Origin of the sequence: Brucella haematophila (genome assembly GCF_005938105.1) — a bacterium.
GTDB lineage: Bacteria > Pseudomonadota > Alphaproteobacteria > Rhizobiales > Rhizobiaceae > Brucella > Brucella haematophila.
The window spans coordinates 469,669-486,924 of sequence record NZ_VCPE01000002.1; the positions used below are offsets into that span (position 1 = coordinate 469,669).

Consider the following 17,256-nt stretch of genomic DNA (forward strand, 5'->3'; position numbering starts at 1 on the left):
TCCCCTTTTTCTTTGTCAGGATTCCCGTGAGGACTATGCACTCATTGATTGCATGGTCTTGACCTTTACGTTGCTGCCGATATGTCTTGAGATAACAAGGCAGCACGGAGAATGGGCAATCATGCTCGACCATATTGGCTTCAACATTTCCAGCATGCCCAAGTCGCGCAAATTCTATGATGAGGCGCTTGCCCCACTGGGCATTACCCGCGCCATGGAATTCGGTGACTGGGTTGGATATGGGCGCAATGGCAAGCCGGAATTCTGGATTGGCAAGCAGAAGGGTGCCAAACTGGTGGGCGTTCTGCATGTCGCCTTTTCGGCTGGCACGCGCTCGGAAGTAGATCGCTTCTATGAGGCGGCCATTGCCGCTGGCGGCAGCGACAATGGCAAGCCGGGCCTTCGCGCCGATTACCACCCTGATTATTACGCGGCCTTCGTGACGGATCCGGACGGGCACAATATCGAGGCCGTCTGCCATCTGCCGGAATAAAAGGCGGGTTTTTTAGAACCCGCCTTTGGTGGTCTCAGACCAGCTTCGCGTCCAGCGTCACTTCGATTGCGCCGAGCGCCTTCGAAAGCGGGCAGGATTCCTTTGCCTTCTTCGCAAGGCTGTCGAAATCATCAGAGGAAATGCCCGGAATCTTTGCGTTGAGCGTCAGTGCGCTGCGGGTAATCTCAAAACCGCCACCCGAGGCAGGGCCGATGCTGACCACTGCCGTTGCTTCCAGCTTTTCCGCCGGGGTGCCGTTCTGCGTCAGCAAGGCGGAAAGCTGCATCGCAAAGCAGCCCGCATGTGCTGCGCCAAGAAGTTCTTCCGGGTTGGTTCCCGCACGCCCGCTTTCATCTTCGAAACGGGCCTTGAAGTCATAGGGAAGGTCTTTCAGCGCACCGCTCTGGGTGTTGAGTGTGCCTTTGCCTTCCTTGAGCGTGCCTTGCCAGACTGCCGTTGCTTTTCTATCCATGGGGAAGCTCCTCTCGGTGATTGTCCGTCACGGATATAGGGCGCTTGGCCGAGGCTTCCAGCGATTAACAGGCAGCAATCTGAGAGCAGACGATCAGATCGACTGCCCTTTCAACAGGCGCGGTGTTTCGCCGGACAGCCCGGCGGCCTGCCTGATGAAGAAGGATTTCAGGCTGGGGACGCGATCCACGAGGCCGAGACCAATATCGCGGATGGAGCGGATAGCCGGGTTGTCGTTGGAAAACAGCTTGGTAAGTACATCGGTCGTCACGCCCATCTGCACCGTGTCGAACCGACGCCAGGACTGGTAGCGTTCGAGCGCTGCGAATGATCCGATATCGAGGCCGAGACGATCCGTTTCGACGATGACTTCGGCAATGGCCGCAGCATCGCGGAAACCGAGATTGAGGCCTTGCCCAGCAATCGGGTGGATGCGATGCGCTGCATCGCCGACGAGGGCAAAGCGCGGCTTTACGAATTCGCGCGCCAGTGTCAGGCCAAGCGGGAAGGCGCGGCGCGGACCTTCGACATGCAGCGCGCCGAGACGGTGGCCGAAACGCTGTTCCAGTTCGGCTTCGAAGACGAAATCGTCTTCGCGGATCAGCCGGTCGGCATCGGCTGTGCGTTCGGTCCACACCAGCGAGCTGCGATTGCCCTTGAGCGGCAGAATTGCAAAGGGGCCGGCTGGCAGAAAATGCTCGTCGGCGCGTCCGCCATGCGGCTTTTCATGCGACACGTTGCAGACGATGCCGGACTGGCCGTAGTCCCAGTTGACGGTCTTGATGCCCGCCTGATCGCGCAGGCGCGAGCGCGCGCCGTCGGCAGCAATCAGAAGCCGGGTTTCGATTGTGTTGCCATCGGAAAGCGCAACTGCCACGGTTTCCGGCCTGGTTTCAAAGCCGTTCACGCTGGTTGCTTCGAGGAAGGTGATGCCCAGCGCATCGGCTTTGTTGTGCAGGGCGGTGTTGAGAACGCGGTTCTCGACCATATGCGCAAAGGGCTCGCCAGGGTCCACATCGCCTGAAAAAGTCAGGAAAACTGGGCGCACCGGGTCGGACACACGCGAATCGGTGATGACCATTTCGGTGATCGGTTGCGCATCAGGCACGATTTCCTGCCAGCAGCCGAGCTTGTCGAGCATGCGCGATGCGGCAGCCGCAATGGAAGAGGCGCGCGGGTCGGTCTTCCATGCGCCAGCAGGCGCACCGTCGACAACCGTAACGGAAAGATGCGGCGCCGCAGACTTGACCGCGACCGCTGTGACGAGGCCGACATAACCGCCGCCGGCGATCAGCAGGTCGGTGTTGCTGGTGCTTGTCTGTTTGGATTTCGCAGCCATCAGTTCGTCCTTTCCGGAAAGCCTATACCATGCTTGTGCGCTTCTGGCACAAATACGGCAAGAGTGAAGCCGATATTTTGCCGCGGCACTGTGTGGCATGTTCGCAAGGAGGAGCATCGCTAAAAGCAGCCACGCCACTTGACAGATTTCTGCCGTCGGGAACAAACATGAGCCACACGTTTATTAGGCTCATATAGGGTCGCAGGAGATAGGCTGTCCATGTCCGATCGCGAAAAGTCCGAATATCAGCAGTCCGATGTCAAGCCTGTCTCAGGGCCTGTCTCAGGGCCTGGCTCAGGCGAGAGCGCGGGTCAGACCGCTTCCATGCGCGAGCTGCTTTCGATACTCGATCTGGAAACGCTGGAGATGGATCTGTTTCGCGGCAACAGCCCGCAAGTGGGCTGGCAGCGCGTGTTTGGCGGACAGGTGATCGGTCAGGCGCTGATTGCGGCCCAAAGGACGGTGGAACCAGAGCGGCACGTGCATTCGCTGCATGGTTATTTCGTGCGCCCCGGTGATCCTGCAATCCCGATCATCTATGAAGTGGATCGCATTCGCGACGGGTCGAGCTTCAATACGCGGCGCGTGCTGGCCAAACAGCACGGCAAGGCCATCTTCACGCTTTCGGCTTCGTTTCAGGTGGATGAGGGTGGGCTCGATCATCAGATCGCCATGCCGGAAGGGCTGCCTTTGCCGGAACAATTGCTCGGCGATCGCGACATCAAGGAGCAATATCTGCATCTTGCTCCGGCCAATGTCCGCAAATATTGGGAGCGGGAGCGGCCTATCGAGATCAAGCCAGTGCAGCTCACGCATTATTTCTCGCGGGAGAAGCTGGAACCCGTGCAGCATGTCTGGGTGCGCGCAAACGGTATTGTCCCTGATGATCGGGCGCTTCAGGCGGCAATTCTCGCCTATCTGTCGGATATGACGCTTCTCGACACCTCGCTGCATCCGCATGGGCGCTCGATCTTCGATCGCGATCTTCAGGCGGCAAGCCTTGATCATGCCATGTGGTTTCATCGTCCGTTCAAGCTGGACGACTGGCTGCTTTATACGCAGGACACGCCGAGCGCTTCGGGTGCACGCGGTTTCAATCGCGGCGCGCTTTATACGCGGGATGGTATTCTTGTGGCTTCCGTTGCACAGGAAGGGCTAATTCGTGTGCATGAAAAAGTGAAATGACTAAATATTAATCGCGTCGAATATCGCTGTATAAATATTGTGCAATTCGATGGTGAGCCGTAAAGTTCAGCGCTCCGACAGGGCGCTGAAAAACTGAATCAGCAGAATCACTTAGCCTGAATTTGCCTAAACCTCCGGCAGAAAAAGCCCGGCTTTTCGGGGTCTGCCGGAACCCGTAATACTCGGCTTCACAAAAAAATCACATTTTGTGCCGCTCGTTTCTGCAACTGGCACGATTTTTGTTTCTCTCTGATTGAACCGGTCTTTCCAGCGCATACGCGTTTGAAACCGCCATTCGACGGAGATATTCGATGCTCATAACAGGAAGAATCAAGCCAGCAGCTCTTTTGGCCACTTTGCCTGCGCTTGTCGCCATGGCCGGAATGGCGTTGGCTCAGGACGCCGCAGCCCCTGCGGCTCCCACGCCCACTCTCGATACGGGCGATACGGCCTGGATGCTGACGTCAACCGCGCTTGTGTTGATGATGACCATTCCGGGCCTTGCGCTGTTCTATGGCGGCATGGTGCGCAAGAAGAACGTGCTGTCCACAGTGATGCAGAGCTTTGCCATCACCTGCCTCATGTCCGTGCTGTGGATGGTCGCTGGCTATTCGCTCGCCTTCACCGATGGCGGTTCGATGAATTCGTACATCGGTGGTCTGTCGAAGGCCTTCTTCTCCGGCGTAACGATGGAATCGCTGACCGGCACCATCCCGGAATATGTCTTCATCACCTTCCAGATGACCTTCGCGATCATCACGCCTGCGCTGATTGCCGGTTCGTTTGCTGAACGCATGAAGTTCTCGTCCATGCTGGTCTTCCTGACCCTGTGGCTCTTCATCGTCTATATCCCGGTCGCGCATTGGGTATGGGGCGGCGGTTTCATGGCTTCCGATGGCGTTCTCGACTTTGCCGGCGGCACGGTCGTTCACATCAATGCCGGTGTTGCCGGTCTGGTGGCCGCACTCATCCTCGGCAAGCGTGACGGCTACGGCCACACCAACATGGCCCCGCACAACCTCGTTCTCTCGGTCATCGGCGCTGCCCTTCTGTGGGTGGGCTGGTTCGGCTTCAACGCCGGTTCTGCCGCTGGCGCGAATGCACTGGCTGGTGTTGCCATGCTCAACACGCAGGTTGCGACCGCTGGTGCGGCTCTCGCCTGGATGTTCGTGGAATGGGCTGTTGCCGGTAAGCCAAGCGTACTCGGCATCATTTCGGGCGCCGTTGCCGGTCTCGTTGCGATCACGCCTGCTGCCGGTTTTGTCAACCCGACGGGCGCGCTCATCATCGGCATCGTCGCTGGCGCGATCTGCTACATCGCAGCCGTCAAGATCAAGCACGCGCTCGGCTATGACGACTCGCTCGATGCGTTCGGCGTCCACGGTGTTGGCGGTTTCGTTGGTGCGGTTCTGACCGGTTTCTTCGCAGACGCCACCATCAATGCAGCTGGCGAAGGTGCCACGATGGGCAAGCAGTTCTTCGGTGCTGCCGTAACTGTCGTTTACACTGCAATCGCTACGGCCATCATTCTCTACGTGGTCAAGGCTGTCATGGGATTGCGTCCAAGCAAGCAGGCCGAAATCGAAGGCCTCGATATCTCTTTGCACGGCGAATCTGTTCAATAAGAACAATTCTCCCAAGACGAAGAAAGGCGCGGGAAACTGCGCCTTTTTTCATATGTGGACTCTAATCCCTTTACGCATTTCCCTACGCAAAACCGCTTCGCACTTTTGCTGGAAATGCTTTGACCCATGGTTAATGCGGAATTAACCATCGCCGGATTAGGATCGGACCGATTCATTCTGCCCGTAGCTATTCTGTTATGGGCGACAGCAGAAATTTCGGTTCGGGACTGGCTATATGCGGCAAGGATATTCGCCCTCATACCCGCTGCGTGACGAGCGGATAACGGAAGACAGGCTTCGCCTGACCAATATCTTCCGCAGGCAGTTCTATATACTGTTCGGTCTGGCGCTTTTGTCGCTGACGGCGATGGCCGTTGGCGCGCTGGCTACATGGAATGTGGCTGATCCAAGCTTCAGCCATGCAACCGACAATCCGGTGACCAATGCGCTTGGCTATCCGGGCGCTGTCTTCTCCGATCTGGCCATGCAGTTTTTCGGTCTGGCGAGCGTTCCCGCATTGCTGCCGCTGGTCGTGTGGTCGCTTCTCATGATGACGCGCGGCGGTATCGGCCGTGTCGCCAAGCGCAGCTTTGCCTGGATCGGTGCAGCCATTCTTTTTGCGGGCATTGCGAGCTGCTTTGCCGTGCCGGAAAGCTGGCCGATGCCAATCGGGCTTGGCGGTGTGTTTGGCGACATGCTGCTGCGACTGCCCGGCCTGTTCCTTGGCCAGTTCCCGCAGGGCGCAATCGCTTCGGCTATCGCGCTGGTTCTCGCTTTTCCCGCTCTGTGGCTCTGCCTTTTTGCGAGCGGCATCATTGGCCGTGGCATCATCAATCCGGTTCAGCCTGCACAACGTGGACGGACTGAGGATGATTTCATCGATGAGGATGACGAGGAAACCGCTGGCGGTGGCTTCCAGTTCATCGGTGCGCTCACCCATCTCGTGCTGACGACGACAGCCAATTTCAAGCGTCTTACCGGACTTGGCCGCCGCCAGTCCCGCGACGAGGATTTCGGCGATATGCGCGCCGTGCGGCGCAGCGCTGAAACGCGCAACGGCGCCGAAGCGGGCAGGCGTCGCGAACCGGGCTTCGGTGGACCATCGGCGGACGAAGCTCCGTTCGATATGGACGACCCGATGCATGATCCGATGGATGATGGCGCGGACGACGCACCGCTGGCCGGTCAGGAATGGCACGATGCGCCGCCTGCACGCAGCCGGAAGGCGCGTGTCGAACAGGCCGCACCTTCGCCCAAGCCGGGCGCTCGCGCCCAGCGTGAAGCGCAGCCATCATTCCTCAAGGATAATGGCGTGTTTGAAATGCCGTCGCTGCATTTCCTCGCGGAACCCAAGCTGGTACAGCGCGATCCCGCTCTGTCGAAGGATGCGCTTGAGCAGAATGCGCGCCTGTTGGAAGGCGTGCTGGAAGATTTCGGCGTGCGCGGTGAAATCATCAATGTGAAGCCCGGCCCGGTGGTCACGCTTTATGAGCTTGAGCCAGCGCCTGGCATCAAATCATCCCGCGTTATCGGCCTTGCCGACGATATCGCCCGTTCGATGAGCGCGATTGCTGCCCGTGTTGCTGTCATTCCGGGCCGCAACGCCATCGGCATCGAACTGCCCAATCCGAAGCGCGAAATGGTTTACCTGCGCGAAATGCTGGCCAGCCGCGACTTCGAACAGTCCAAGGCGAAACTGGCGCTGGCGCTCGGCAAGACCATCAATGGCGAGCCGGTGATTGCCGATATCGCGAAGATGCCGCATGTGCTCGTTGCCGGTACGACCGGCTCGGGCAAGTCGGTTGCGATCAACACGATGATCCTGTCGCTGCTTTATCGCATGACACCGCAGGAATGCCGCCTGATCATGATCGACCCGAAGATGCTGGAACTCTCCGTCTATGACGGCATTCCGCACCTGCTCACGCCGGTTGTGACCGACCCGAAAAAGGCCGTGGTCGCGCTCAAATGGACCGTGCGCGAAATGGAAGACCGCTATCGCAAGATGTCGAAGGTCGGCGTTCGCAATATTGACGGTTTCAATCAGCGTGTCGGTCTGGCGCAGAAGAAGGGCGAACCGATTGCACGCACTGTGCAGACCGGCTTTGACCGCAATACCGGCGAGGCGATCTACGAGACCGAAGAGCTGGATCTGGCGCCAATGCCCTATATCGTCGTGATCATCGACGAAATGGCCGACCTGATGATGGTCGCGGGCAAGGATATCGAAGGCGCGGTGCAGCGTCTGGCGCAGATGGCGCGTGCCGCCGGTATCCACGTGATCATGGCCACGCAGCGTCCATCGGTGGATGTCATCACTGGCACGATCAAGGCCAACTTCCCGACCCGTATTTCCTTCCAGGTGACATCGAAGATCGATAGCCGCACCATTCTGGGCGAGCAGGGCGCCGAGCAACTGCTTGGTCAGGGCGATATGCTCTTCATGGCTGGCGGCGGTCGCATCCAGCGCGTGCACGGGCCTTTCGTCGGCGACGACGAGGTGGAGCGCATCGTACAGCATCTGAAGCTTCAGGGCGTGCCGGAATATCTGGATGCCATCACTGAGGACGAAGAGGACGATGAGGGCGGTAGCGGCCCGTCTGGAACCTCCAATCTGGAAGATTCCGATGATCCGTATGATCAGGCCGTCGCTGTGGTGCTTCGTGACAAGAAGGCTTCCACGTCCTATATCCAGCGTCGTCTCGGCATTGGCTATAACCGGGCTGCGTCGATTATCGAGCGGATGGAAGACGAAGGGATTGTTGGTCCCGCCAACCATGCCGGAAAGCGCGAGATTCTCGTACCGACCGGTGACGATGACTTTTAAGCCAGGGATATTTCGGCTCTGGAACCTGCAAATGGCGTTGTTCTGCGCTTCCGGTGCTCATGTGTCATTTTTCGACGCATAATCTTGTCCGAAAAGTCTGCAACTTTTCGGGATTATGCTCGGAAGTACACTCCGCTCCGGTTCTCGAACCCCACCATTTTCGGCACGCCATAGCCAAAATCTCATCGACCCTATGAAAACGGCACGCCACACTCGCGCCAAACTGGCGCGATAACCTGACGATATGATGAAAAGAGAAAGTATACCGATGATATTCTCCCGTTTTTCAGCCTTTGCGAAAGCTGGTCGTCTTGCAGCCGTGCTGGGAATGGGTGCGGTTGGTCTTGGCGTCACGTCGCTGGTTCTGACGCCAGTTGCGGCGATGGCGCAGGGGGCTGGTGCTGCTGGTGCGGCGCAGCAGATCGCCGATCATTTTTCATCGGTTCGCACCATGACGGGCGAGTTCGTACAGTTCGGCCCGAAGGGCGACCAGACCGGTGGTACTTTCTATATCGAGCGTCCGGGCAAAATTCGCTTCAACTATAATAACTCGCCGATCCGCGTGATTTCCGATGGCGAGTCTGTGGTCATCAACAATCGTAAGCTGGATACGTGGGATCTCTATCCGCTGTCCAAGACGCCGCTCAAGCTGTTGCTGGCAGACCGTATCGACCTTGGCGGCGGCCGTCTTCAGAATGTGAAGCAGGAACCGGACATGACCACGCTGGTGCTGGGCGACAAGTCGATCTTCGGCGATTCGAAAATCACCATGATGTTCGATCCGAAGTCCTATGAGCTGAAGCAGTGGACCATCACCGATGCCCAGAAGCTTGATACGACGGTCATGATCTTCAACGTGCGCAGCGGTGTCCGTTTCACCGATGACATGTTCAAGATCGACTATCAGCGCATCGCCATGAAGCGCAAAGGCCAGTAACGGCCTTCACAAAAAGGTCAGCAATTGTCACCTTACTGCGGCAAGCTGTTTGCATTTGCAGGATAAATGGTTAGGTTCGCGGCATCTTTTTCGTTGCTGCGAGTCCCACCCCCATGGCTTTTTCCGTTGCTACCTGGAACATCAACTCTGTGCGCCTGCGCATGCCGCTGGTCGAGCAGTTTCTGCGCGACTATCAGCCCGATGTTCTGTGTCTTCAGGAAACCAAGTGCCCGGACGATCAGTTTCCGTCCAAGGGTTTTCGCGCGCTCGGTTACGAGCATATCGCGATCAGCGGCCAGAAGGGCTATCACGGCGTTGCAACCATCTCGCGCCGTCCACTGTCCGGCGTTGAGAAAATCGGCTTTTGCGATATGGGTGATTGCCGCCATTTGAGCGCGGTGGTCGAGGCGGGGAACAAGAAGCTCCGCATTCATAACTTTTACGTGCCTGCGGGCGGTGATGAGCCGGACCCGGCAATCAATCCGAAATTTGCCCACAAGCTCGGATTCCTTGAGGAAATGCGGGCCATTGTGGCAGATCGTCAGGATGGACTGTCGTCGATCCTGGTGGGCGATCTTAACATCGCACCGTTGGAAAACGACGTCTGGTCGCACAAACAGCTTTTGAAGATCGTCAGCCACACGCCGATCGAGACCGAGACGCTGGAAGATTTGCGCGTCAAGGGTGGCTGGAGCGACCTCATGCGCCAGATCATTCCGTCTGACCAGAAAATCTACACCTGGTGGAGCTATCGCGCCAAGGATTGGGATGAATCAGATCGTGGCCGCAGGCTCGACCATGTCTGGGGTTCTGCCGATCTGGAGGCCCATATGAAGGGTCTGCAAATTCTGCGCGATGCGCGTGGCTGGGAACGTCCGTCGGACCATGTTCCGGTTATTGCGACGTTCGATCTGGATTGATCCGGTAACAGTCGCTATATAGACGGCAGTCTAAGTAAGGAGAAAAGAACGATGGATCAGACAGCACTGTATCGACCGACCAGTGTTTTCAATGTTTCCATGGTTCGCAATGACTGCTCTTCTGACACTGCAGGATGTTTCCTGCATCACGGCTGATGGCCGTACACTTTTCGAATCCGTTAATTTCAGCGTAGCCGAAGGCCGTATCGGGTTTGTCGGACGCAACGGCGTGGGTAAATCCACGATTCTCAACATCATGAGCGGTGCCTTGGCGCCAACATCAGGCACTGTTGCGCGCAGTGGCAGGCTCGGTGTTTTGCAACAGAACGTTCCCAATAACGGTGGGCAGACCCTGGCTGATCTGTTTGATCTGTCAGTTGCATTCGCCATGCTTTCGCGTATTGAAGCCGGGCAGGGTTCGGATAGCGACTTCGAACAAGCCGACTGGCTTCTGCCGCAGCGCTTTATCGACGCCTTGCAGCGTTTTGGACTGGCGTTTGAACCGCAGAGACGCCTTGCGTCGCTCAGCGGTGGGCAGAGGACTCGTGCGGCATTGGCCGCCCTGATATTCCATCAGCCCGATCTCATTCTGCTGGATGAACCGACCAACAATCTCGATCGTGATGGCCGAGAGGCGGTGATGGACATGCTGGCGGATTGGCGCGGGGCGGCAATTGTCGTCAGTCATGATCGCGCTTTGTTGCGCCAGATGGACAGCATTGCCGAGCTTTCGCGAGGCGGCCTTCATCTTTATGGCGGCAACTGGGACTTCTATCACGACAGAAAGCAGGAAGAGCGGGACAATGCGGCCCGTAATCTGCAGCTTGCCCAGCGCGAAATGAAACAGGTTCAACGTAAGGCGCAGGAAGCAGTGGAACGTCAGACGCGCAGAGATGCGCGTGGGGCCAAATCACGAGCCGATGCCGGTATGAGCAAACTGCTGCTCGATGCGCGCGAGGATCGAGCGCAGAAGACCGGCGGCAAGGGACAAGTGCTTGCGGATCGCAATGCGGAGAAGGCGCAGGCCCAACTGAAAGAGGCCGAGGCACTGGTCGAAACGATCAAGCCTATGCATTTCAGCGTCGAGGGCGCGGCTCTGCCATCTGGTCGTGTTCTTCTTGAAATGGAAGGCGTATCGGGTGGGCCGCTATCAGACCAGCCGGTCATCCGGGATTTTTCGATGAAGATTGTCGGACCAGAGCGCATCGCGATATGTGGTGCCAATGGTGCGGGTAAGACATCGCTGCTGCGGCTTGTTACGGGAGAATTGCTGCCGATTGCCGGGCGTGTGCAATGTTTCGTGCCCATCGCCATGTTCGACCAGCAGATGAATCTGATGGATCGCGAAGCCACACTTTATGAGAACTTCCGCCGTCTCAACCCGGATGCGAATGACAATGATGCGCGCGCGGCGCTGGCGCGTTTCTCATTTCGTGGTGAAGGCGCGAGCCGGTTAGCAGGAGAGCTGAGCGGTGGCGAATTGCTGCGCGCGGCGCTTGCTTGCGTTTTGGGGGGTACACAGAAGCCGGAATTGCTGATTCTGGATGAGCCAACCAATCACCTCGATCTCGATTCCATTGAGGCGCTGGAAGCTGCGTTGAACGACTATGAAGGCGGCTTACTTGTTGTCAGCCACGATCAGGCGTTTCTCGACGCCGTCGGAATGGAACGGGTGATTGATCTATCTGTCCAGTGAACTTTCAAATCGGCGTGCATGATTTGCAGGCTGGTGGCCCTGTTCAATTCGACAGCAGATATTCTTGCAAAATTTGGGGGGAATTTTGAAGTTGTCCTTCGGGCCAAACCGCCGAAAGACCAAGGGGATAGAATAAGATTAGAGAAGACCGAAAGTGCGGGCCTTAGCGACGGCCTGAACTTTATTTACGGCAACAAGCTTGGTTAGCACGTTGCTGATATGGAAGTTGACTGTGCGGGTTGAAATATTGAGTATCGCGCCGATGATTTCTGAGGTCTTGCCCTCACTCGCCCAGTGCAGGATTTCCCTTTCACGCGCGGTGAGATTGACTTCCGAAACGCAGTTCATGGTCGGGACATCAAGATGTTCATACATCGACAGATGGAGCAGATTGGCCGAAATCTGCATCTGGCGGCGTAAGGTGGCTATTTCGCCCGAAGATAGGGGCGGCTCACTTCTAATAAAAGACAGCATGCCGAATACGCCTTGTGCGGCCCAGCAAGGTTGCGAGATGCCAACCTTGAAGCCGAATTTCTGCGCGTCCTCCCAGATTTGCGGAGCATCCGCGAACAACTTTGCCGACCAAACCAGCGGCTCTATGCTATTCAATGCTTTACGAACAAGCGGATCTTCTTCCGCGTATTTCTTGGACGCATAGTGATCTGTCCATTCTTGCGGTAATGAACCGAAGCTGAGCCACTTTACCACGCCATTGAGCAGTGGAACGCGCATGATATAGGACACATGTGCGAACCCGCGCTGTTTGGCATAGCTATCTATGTGCTCCAGGAGCTGCCCAGCATCATCGGCGGATTGCATGGATTCATAAATTTGTTCCCATTTCATTGCAGGTACCCAATAAGAATGTTTTGTTTATGCTCGCATGTGACATTTAGTAGGATATTGTGTTCAGTTTTACTGAACCAATTCCATCATATTACTCTTATTTTTACAAGAATTTAATAGGTCTTATAACAATTTTAATTTATTTTTATATATATGAATTGAAAATAAAGCTAAATTAGAATAATATTTATTTGTATTGTCTAATAAATATATTATAATATTATTTAAATAATATTTCATTGACGAATGTTATTTGAAATATTCTGTTATATTATAGGTGTTTATATAAAATTATCTTTGGATAGCGTATAAGTTTTATATATTGCGATAAAAATTAATTAATTACGCGTTGTTGCATGCTGGAGGTATATTTTATACTATAATATATATTAGAAGGATAATTCTGAGTCTCATTCTCTTTTCTCTGAAATATAGAAAATTTCACCATAAGATTGCTTCTTCTGGTGAAAATAGAAATATTAATCCGTGCCGCCACAAGCAATGGCGGCACAAAGGCTGTCGAATGATCGTTGGATTTAAGCAGTAGTATCAAGTTCGATGTGATCGAGTATATTCGACCAAGTGTCACCGATATAATATTCGGCCTCCAAAGTCCCATGATCGTAACCCATGAATTGCTCATGGGTGAAGTGAATGGGGATATCGTTCTTTGAGTCGTAATCGACCTTCGCGATTACCCCTTGACCAACATACGTGCCACCGAAACTGCCATCGTGATTGTTCATATACAGTATCAGATTGATGGTTTTACCAATGGCTCCACTCCACCAATCCGCATAGGGGATAAGGACGTTGATTCCGTGGCCAATGCCATTGACGGTAATAATAGTGGCGTTGCCGTCAAACTTGGGCGCGGGTAGTACTCGACCGGGTTTGTTGTAGTCAGGATGGTTTTGTAATGTCGGACCAGACACGTCAGGGGAAAGTGTTCTACACATGTTAGTAACGCTGGATTGCGCATATACAGTCATATAGGCCAGCTTGTTGCGATTCGCGGAACCGTCTGACGGATCTGGAGTCAGGTAGGTATAAGGGATAATTACACCATCACTAGCTTCTGACAGTAGTGCGATTCTTATATGTTCCTGTGGTGCTTTGTTTGGTGGATAGCTTGCAACCCAGAACACGATCCTATCCTCTGGCGGCAAGAAGTTCGCTTCCGGAACTGATAGGCTGAAACCCGGATTGTCGATCGAGTAGTGGTCTGGGATAGTGATGGGGTTTGGGTCAGAACGGATAGGCTTAATGTTCTCGCTAATATCTCCGGTGTCGAATGTTGCTATGACAAACTGTGCTTCATGAGCCCCGATAAAGGGGTCATCCTCGGGTCCGACCGAGGCTATGCCCATAAATCGGAATTTGCTTCCAATCTTGAGAACACTGCGCCCATCGGGACCGGTTGTCGTAAAAACTTGTCCCTGCTTATTGACTGAGAGAGATTGGTACTGATCGTTGAAGTGGCCTAGACCGTACACATTTGGCGTGACGTTCCAGATTATTGTTTTGTCAGCTTGGGGTTTTCCATTACGAATGTAGAGATAGGTTAGGGTCACAATCTGACTATCATCCCGCGGATCGATCTCATTGTCTGACGGGGGGTTATGGGCATAGTTCTTATCGAACAACAAAGAGACGTTTGGCGTATTCTGTTCGGCGATGAATGTCAGCGGGACGATCGTGGGAACGCAATTGCTCGCTTCCGAGATGGATAGAGACGTGACGAGTGGCGAGAATGAACTAACCCAAATCGTTGCGATACCGTATCTATCGGTTACAGGATAAAAATCACTCACGGTAATCAGGTTATTCGGGGCGACAATGAGCTTGCGACCGACTAGAGGATTCCCATTGTAGTCCTTGAGGGACATTTTTAGGGCAGTCGTTGCTCTGGTCGGTAATGGGTCGTTTACGGTAGGCGAAACCTGGGTTACGACGTTCGCGGTTACCTTATAGACGGCGTTATAGGGTGCTCCGATTGATGGAGTGATGGTAACACTAAAGTTTTGCACGGTCCCTTGCGGAATGTCGACAAAGTTAACTGCACTTATCGCTAAGCCATTTTCATTCAGATTAGTTAGTGTTGGCAGAAAATATGCCGTACCGTCTCCTTTAATCGAGCCTTCCCAGGCAACAGAGAAGCCTTTTGGTGCATTACCGTTCTCATCATGTATGATCACGTTGAACTGGCAGCTTTTCGCGGCTTCATAGATCGTGTCATCTGGCTGCGGACTGATAGAAGCAAAACGAGGCCCCCCCAGTTTAAAGACCGGGTAGTCTTGTTTGTACATTGGGTCGTCTTCCTCTCCGACGCTGCCCCCAGTCACATCCAGCCTAACTTCGTCACCCTGCCCATATGCAACGTATTTACAAATGATTGTCGTCGTTGCTATGCCATCGTCATTGGTCAAACTGCTGGCCGGGGAAAGCTGTGCAATGTTATCCGCGAATGCAGCATTCGAAGCGGCCCAAGAGATTTTCCAATCGCGGTACACGTCACCGTGTCCCCTAACGGTGAAAAATGCCTTTAATGGGTAGGCAAACCCGGGCTGCAGCACCGAACCATTAGGCGGCCAGAAATTTGCAACATAGGTTGCACCGTAACTTCCGGGTTTCAGGAAGCATGTTGATTGAAATTCTGCGAACCCGTTGGAGTAATTATGAATGTCAAGTTCACAGTCATCGCGGTGGGTTGGTAATGTTACCAACGTTAAAAGACTATCTGTGGTTTGCACATTTATTTGATTGTCATTAGTCGGCGGTTTAGAAGTGAAAGTATTCACCACAGTCTTTCCAGAAAGAGGGTTTCCTGTTCCGTCGACACATAGAACGCGCAAATTTAAATCCCCTCCATAAAGCTCGGTGTAAATCGGCCAAAGCCCATTTGGGTCGTTCTGGGGGTAAATTGTCTGTAAAATGTTGTCTTTACTGATCGGCGGCGCAGCCTTTGGTGCACCGAACAGGCAGGTGAACTCGAGTCTTGAATCAGCTTCATCTTCTGGCCAGACAGCCAGACGAACCGACGCATTTGCGTTGGGATCTTCAAGATTTACCTGGATGCAATTAACGCCGTCACCTTTGCTATCAACGGACGTCGTCTCATGGCGCAGCGTGGCTTCGCCTTCGACAAGCTGCCAAATGAGCTTTTTCCCGACCATTGGCTGGTGAAAGCTATCCTTGTATGCAATGGCAAGATCGACGAATTCATTCACCGGAAATGCAAAACCGGAAGTCGGTGTGCTGGCCATGTAGTGCAGATTATTATTGTTTTGAGTGAGAATGAACTGTCTCATCCTGCTCTCCTGATTTTTAAACAAACGGGAAAACTTGCCAGCTCCACCCGAACTGGCAATTCAATTGGTTGTCGAGCGTTCTATGGCTTTTGCCGAAGGTGCCTTTGTTTTCATTCATGGCAACGAATGGCACACTGATCTTTGTCGACCGGAGCTAAGATCAAGAGCAGGTAGGCGATCCAATTCAACCCGATTGGATTTTGCTTTCCAGCACACGAAGTGAGTTTGAGATGCGCCCCTTTTTGGACGCAATGCTCATCAGATGTGTCTGTAGGATTATGATAGCTCGCTCGTTGTGGGGGCAGAAAATCCGCCTGATCGGAGAACCTCTTTACGTATGCATGTTCCTATCCGTGCAGGCAGCTTCGGGCAGGATAAATGATCGCTCTGAAGGTTATTCGCTATCGTCTGGGGCTGGGCCGACAGTGTTGAGAGATCCGTGATCCCAGTTTTGAGGCTTGGCAACGAAATTACCAGCGGCGTCCAACAAATTATAGTCGATGTAGAAAACACCGGCCTCGTAGCCCTGGTCTTCACCGCTGATACCATAATCTGCGAGATCTTTCGCTTGTATGGTCATCTTATACTTCTGTGCAACGGTGTTCGCTGGAATTTTTGGACTAACTATGCTTAAACGGTTTTGATGTTTCGCGTCGGTGCCCTGGTAGTAACCGTCCAGGGTAACGAGCAATTGGATCGCGCAGTTTGCCTCAAATGGGCCACTCGGTATGATCGGCAGATCGATATACACATCCGTATCTCTGGCTGGCGCATTGATATAATGCACATTATTAAACAGAGAAGGATCAGAGCCGATAATGGTGCGATGCGGTGACTGCCCCGGCTTGTCGGTACTGGAGTTGACTACACCCAAGGTGAGCGGAAGTGCCGTTTCGCCGTTAATTGCGTTAAAGAGCATATAGGTGAAGGTGTTTTCTACGGCGTGATCATCATCCTGGCCCGCCTTCAGATATGTGGTAGGAACCTGAAAGCCTTCATCCAAGACGTTGTGGACTGTGTCAATCACACAACGTGAGGGGACGCCGGTTCTGCTGATCACCAGGGCAGCTGTTGCACCCGGTACCGGATCATAGCTTTCATTAACCGACAGAGGCAGGTGGAAGGTAATAGTGTCTCGGTCCAGGGACACCGGAATGTTGTTCTTATCATCCAGGAAGGTCGTAAGCGGACCATAGATATCGTCCGCTTTGGCAGGGTCTACCCAGGCAACGAATTTGGGTAGGTTGGCTGGTTGGGTGCTCTGGTCAGTACCAATGTAGATACTGGGAGTTACGATGGCTTGTGCGTCCGACCAGATGTAGAATGTCAGCGTGCCCTGGGGGTTCGTTTTCACTTTATAGCCGAGTTTCTGGCTGCCCGGCACAGCAGCTCCCTGAGCGTCCAGAACTTGAACCAGATCCGTATCAACGCGCACCGTGATGTCAACTGACGGAACTACTGCGCCGGTTGCGCTGCCGTCGCGGGTCTGTAGGTTGAATTTGATGACCCCCGATGTGTTATCCATGGGCTTGGTCGAGTCTGCCGGCGTCGCTAAAATATTCACGGCGTCGAGTTTGATTATAGTAGCCATTGAATTTACCTTATG

Annotated in this window: 12 protein-coding genes; 7 read left to right on the forward strand and 5 right to left on the reverse strand. The window is 54.2% G+C overall.

Annotation, left to right across the window (positions count from 1 at the left end; all coding sequences use genetic code 11):
- Window positions 1-121: 121 nt before the first annotated feature.
- The gene (locus tag FGI60_RS04980) at window positions 122-493 is read left to right on the forward strand and encodes a VOC family protein (RefSeq protein WP_138784173.1); all 372 of its coding nucleotides are present in this window, start codon (window positions 122-124) and stop codon (window positions 491-493) included.
- 34 nt (window positions 494-527) lie between these two features.
- Here FGI60_RS04980 and FGI60_RS04985 read toward each other — a convergent pair whose 3' ends face one another.
- Both FGI60_RS04985 and FGI60_RS04990 read right to left on the reverse strand, forming a co-directional pair.
- The gene (locus FGI60_RS04985; RefSeq protein WP_078337549.1) at window positions 528-965 is read right to left on the reverse strand and encodes an OsmC family protein; all 438 of its coding nucleotides are present in this window, start codon (window positions 963-965) and stop codon (window positions 528-530) included.
- Window positions 966-1,058: 93 nt separating this feature from the next.
- Entirely contained in the window at window positions 1,059-2,303 is a 1,245-nt protein-coding gene (locus FGI60_RS04990; protein ID WP_138784174.1) for a ubiquinone biosynthesis hydroxylase, read from the reverse strand.
- Window positions 2,304-2,627: 324 nt separating this feature from the next.
- Between FGI60_RS04990 and tesB the strand changes: the two genes are divergently transcribed.
- The 6 genes from tesB (at window position 2,628) to FGI60_RS05020 (ending at window position 11,493) form a co-directional block, all read left to right on the forward strand.
- On the forward strand, window positions 2,628-3,488 hold the full coding sequence (gene tesB / locus FGI60_RS04995; protein WP_192799699.1) for an acyl-CoA thioesterase II: 861 nt from the start codon (window positions 2,628-2,630) through the stop codon (window positions 3,486-3,488).
- 311 nt (window positions 3,489-3,799) lie between these two features.
- Window positions 3,800-5,113: an ammonium transporter gene (locus FGI60_RS05000; protein ID WP_138784176.1), complete on the forward strand. Its 1,314-nt coding sequence runs from the start codon at window positions 3,800-3,802 to the stop codon at window positions 5,111-5,113.
- 235 nt (window positions 5,114-5,348) lie between these two features.
- Window positions 5,349-7,940 (forward strand): DNA translocase FtsK, encoded by a 2,592-nt coding sequence (locus FGI60_RS05005; RefSeq protein WP_138784177.1) that lies wholly within the window; start codon window positions 5,349-5,351, stop codon window positions 7,938-7,940.
- A 268-nt stretch (window positions 7,941-8,208) separates the two neighbouring features.
- A complete protein-coding gene (locus FGI60_RS05010) occupies window positions 8,209-8,877 on the forward strand; it encodes an outer membrane lipoprotein carrier protein LolA (protein ID WP_171058695.1) in 669 nt (222 codons plus the stop codon).
- 113 nt (window positions 8,878-8,990) lie between these two features.
- On the forward strand, window positions 8,991-9,797 hold the full coding sequence (xth, locus tag FGI60_RS05015) for an exodeoxyribonuclease III (protein WP_138784179.1): 807 nt from the start codon (window positions 8,991-8,993) through the stop codon (window positions 9,795-9,797).
- Between the two features lie 109 nt (window positions 9,798-9,906).
- A complete protein-coding gene (locus tag FGI60_RS05020; protein ID WP_138784180.1) occupies window positions 9,907-11,493 on the forward strand; it encodes an ABC-F family ATP-binding cassette domain-containing protein in 1,587 nt (528 codons plus the stop codon).
- 138 nt (window positions 11,494-11,631) lie between these two features.
- Here FGI60_RS05020 and FGI60_RS05025 read toward each other — a convergent pair whose 3' ends face one another.
- The 3 genes from FGI60_RS05025 to FGI60_RS05035 form a co-directional block, all read right to left on the reverse strand.
- The gene (locus tag FGI60_RS05025) at window positions 11,632-12,339 is read right to left on the reverse strand and encodes a LuxR family transcriptional regulator (protein ID WP_138784181.1); all 708 of its coding nucleotides are present in this window, start codon (window positions 12,337-12,339) and stop codon (window positions 11,632-11,634) included.
- Window positions 12,340-12,875: 536 nt separating this feature from the next.
- Window positions 12,876-15,650, reverse strand: coding sequence for a hypothetical protein (locus FGI60_RS05030; RefSeq protein WP_138784182.1), 2,775 nt, complete (start codon window positions 15,648-15,650; stop codon window positions 12,876-12,878).
- A 394-nt stretch (window positions 15,651-16,044) separates the two neighbouring features.
- Window positions 16,045-17,241, reverse strand: a complete 1,197-nt coding sequence (locus FGI60_RS05035) for a hypothetical protein (protein ID WP_138784183.1) — start codon at window positions 17,239-17,241, stop codon at window positions 16,045-16,047.
- Window positions 17,242-17,256 lie beyond the last annotated feature (15 nt).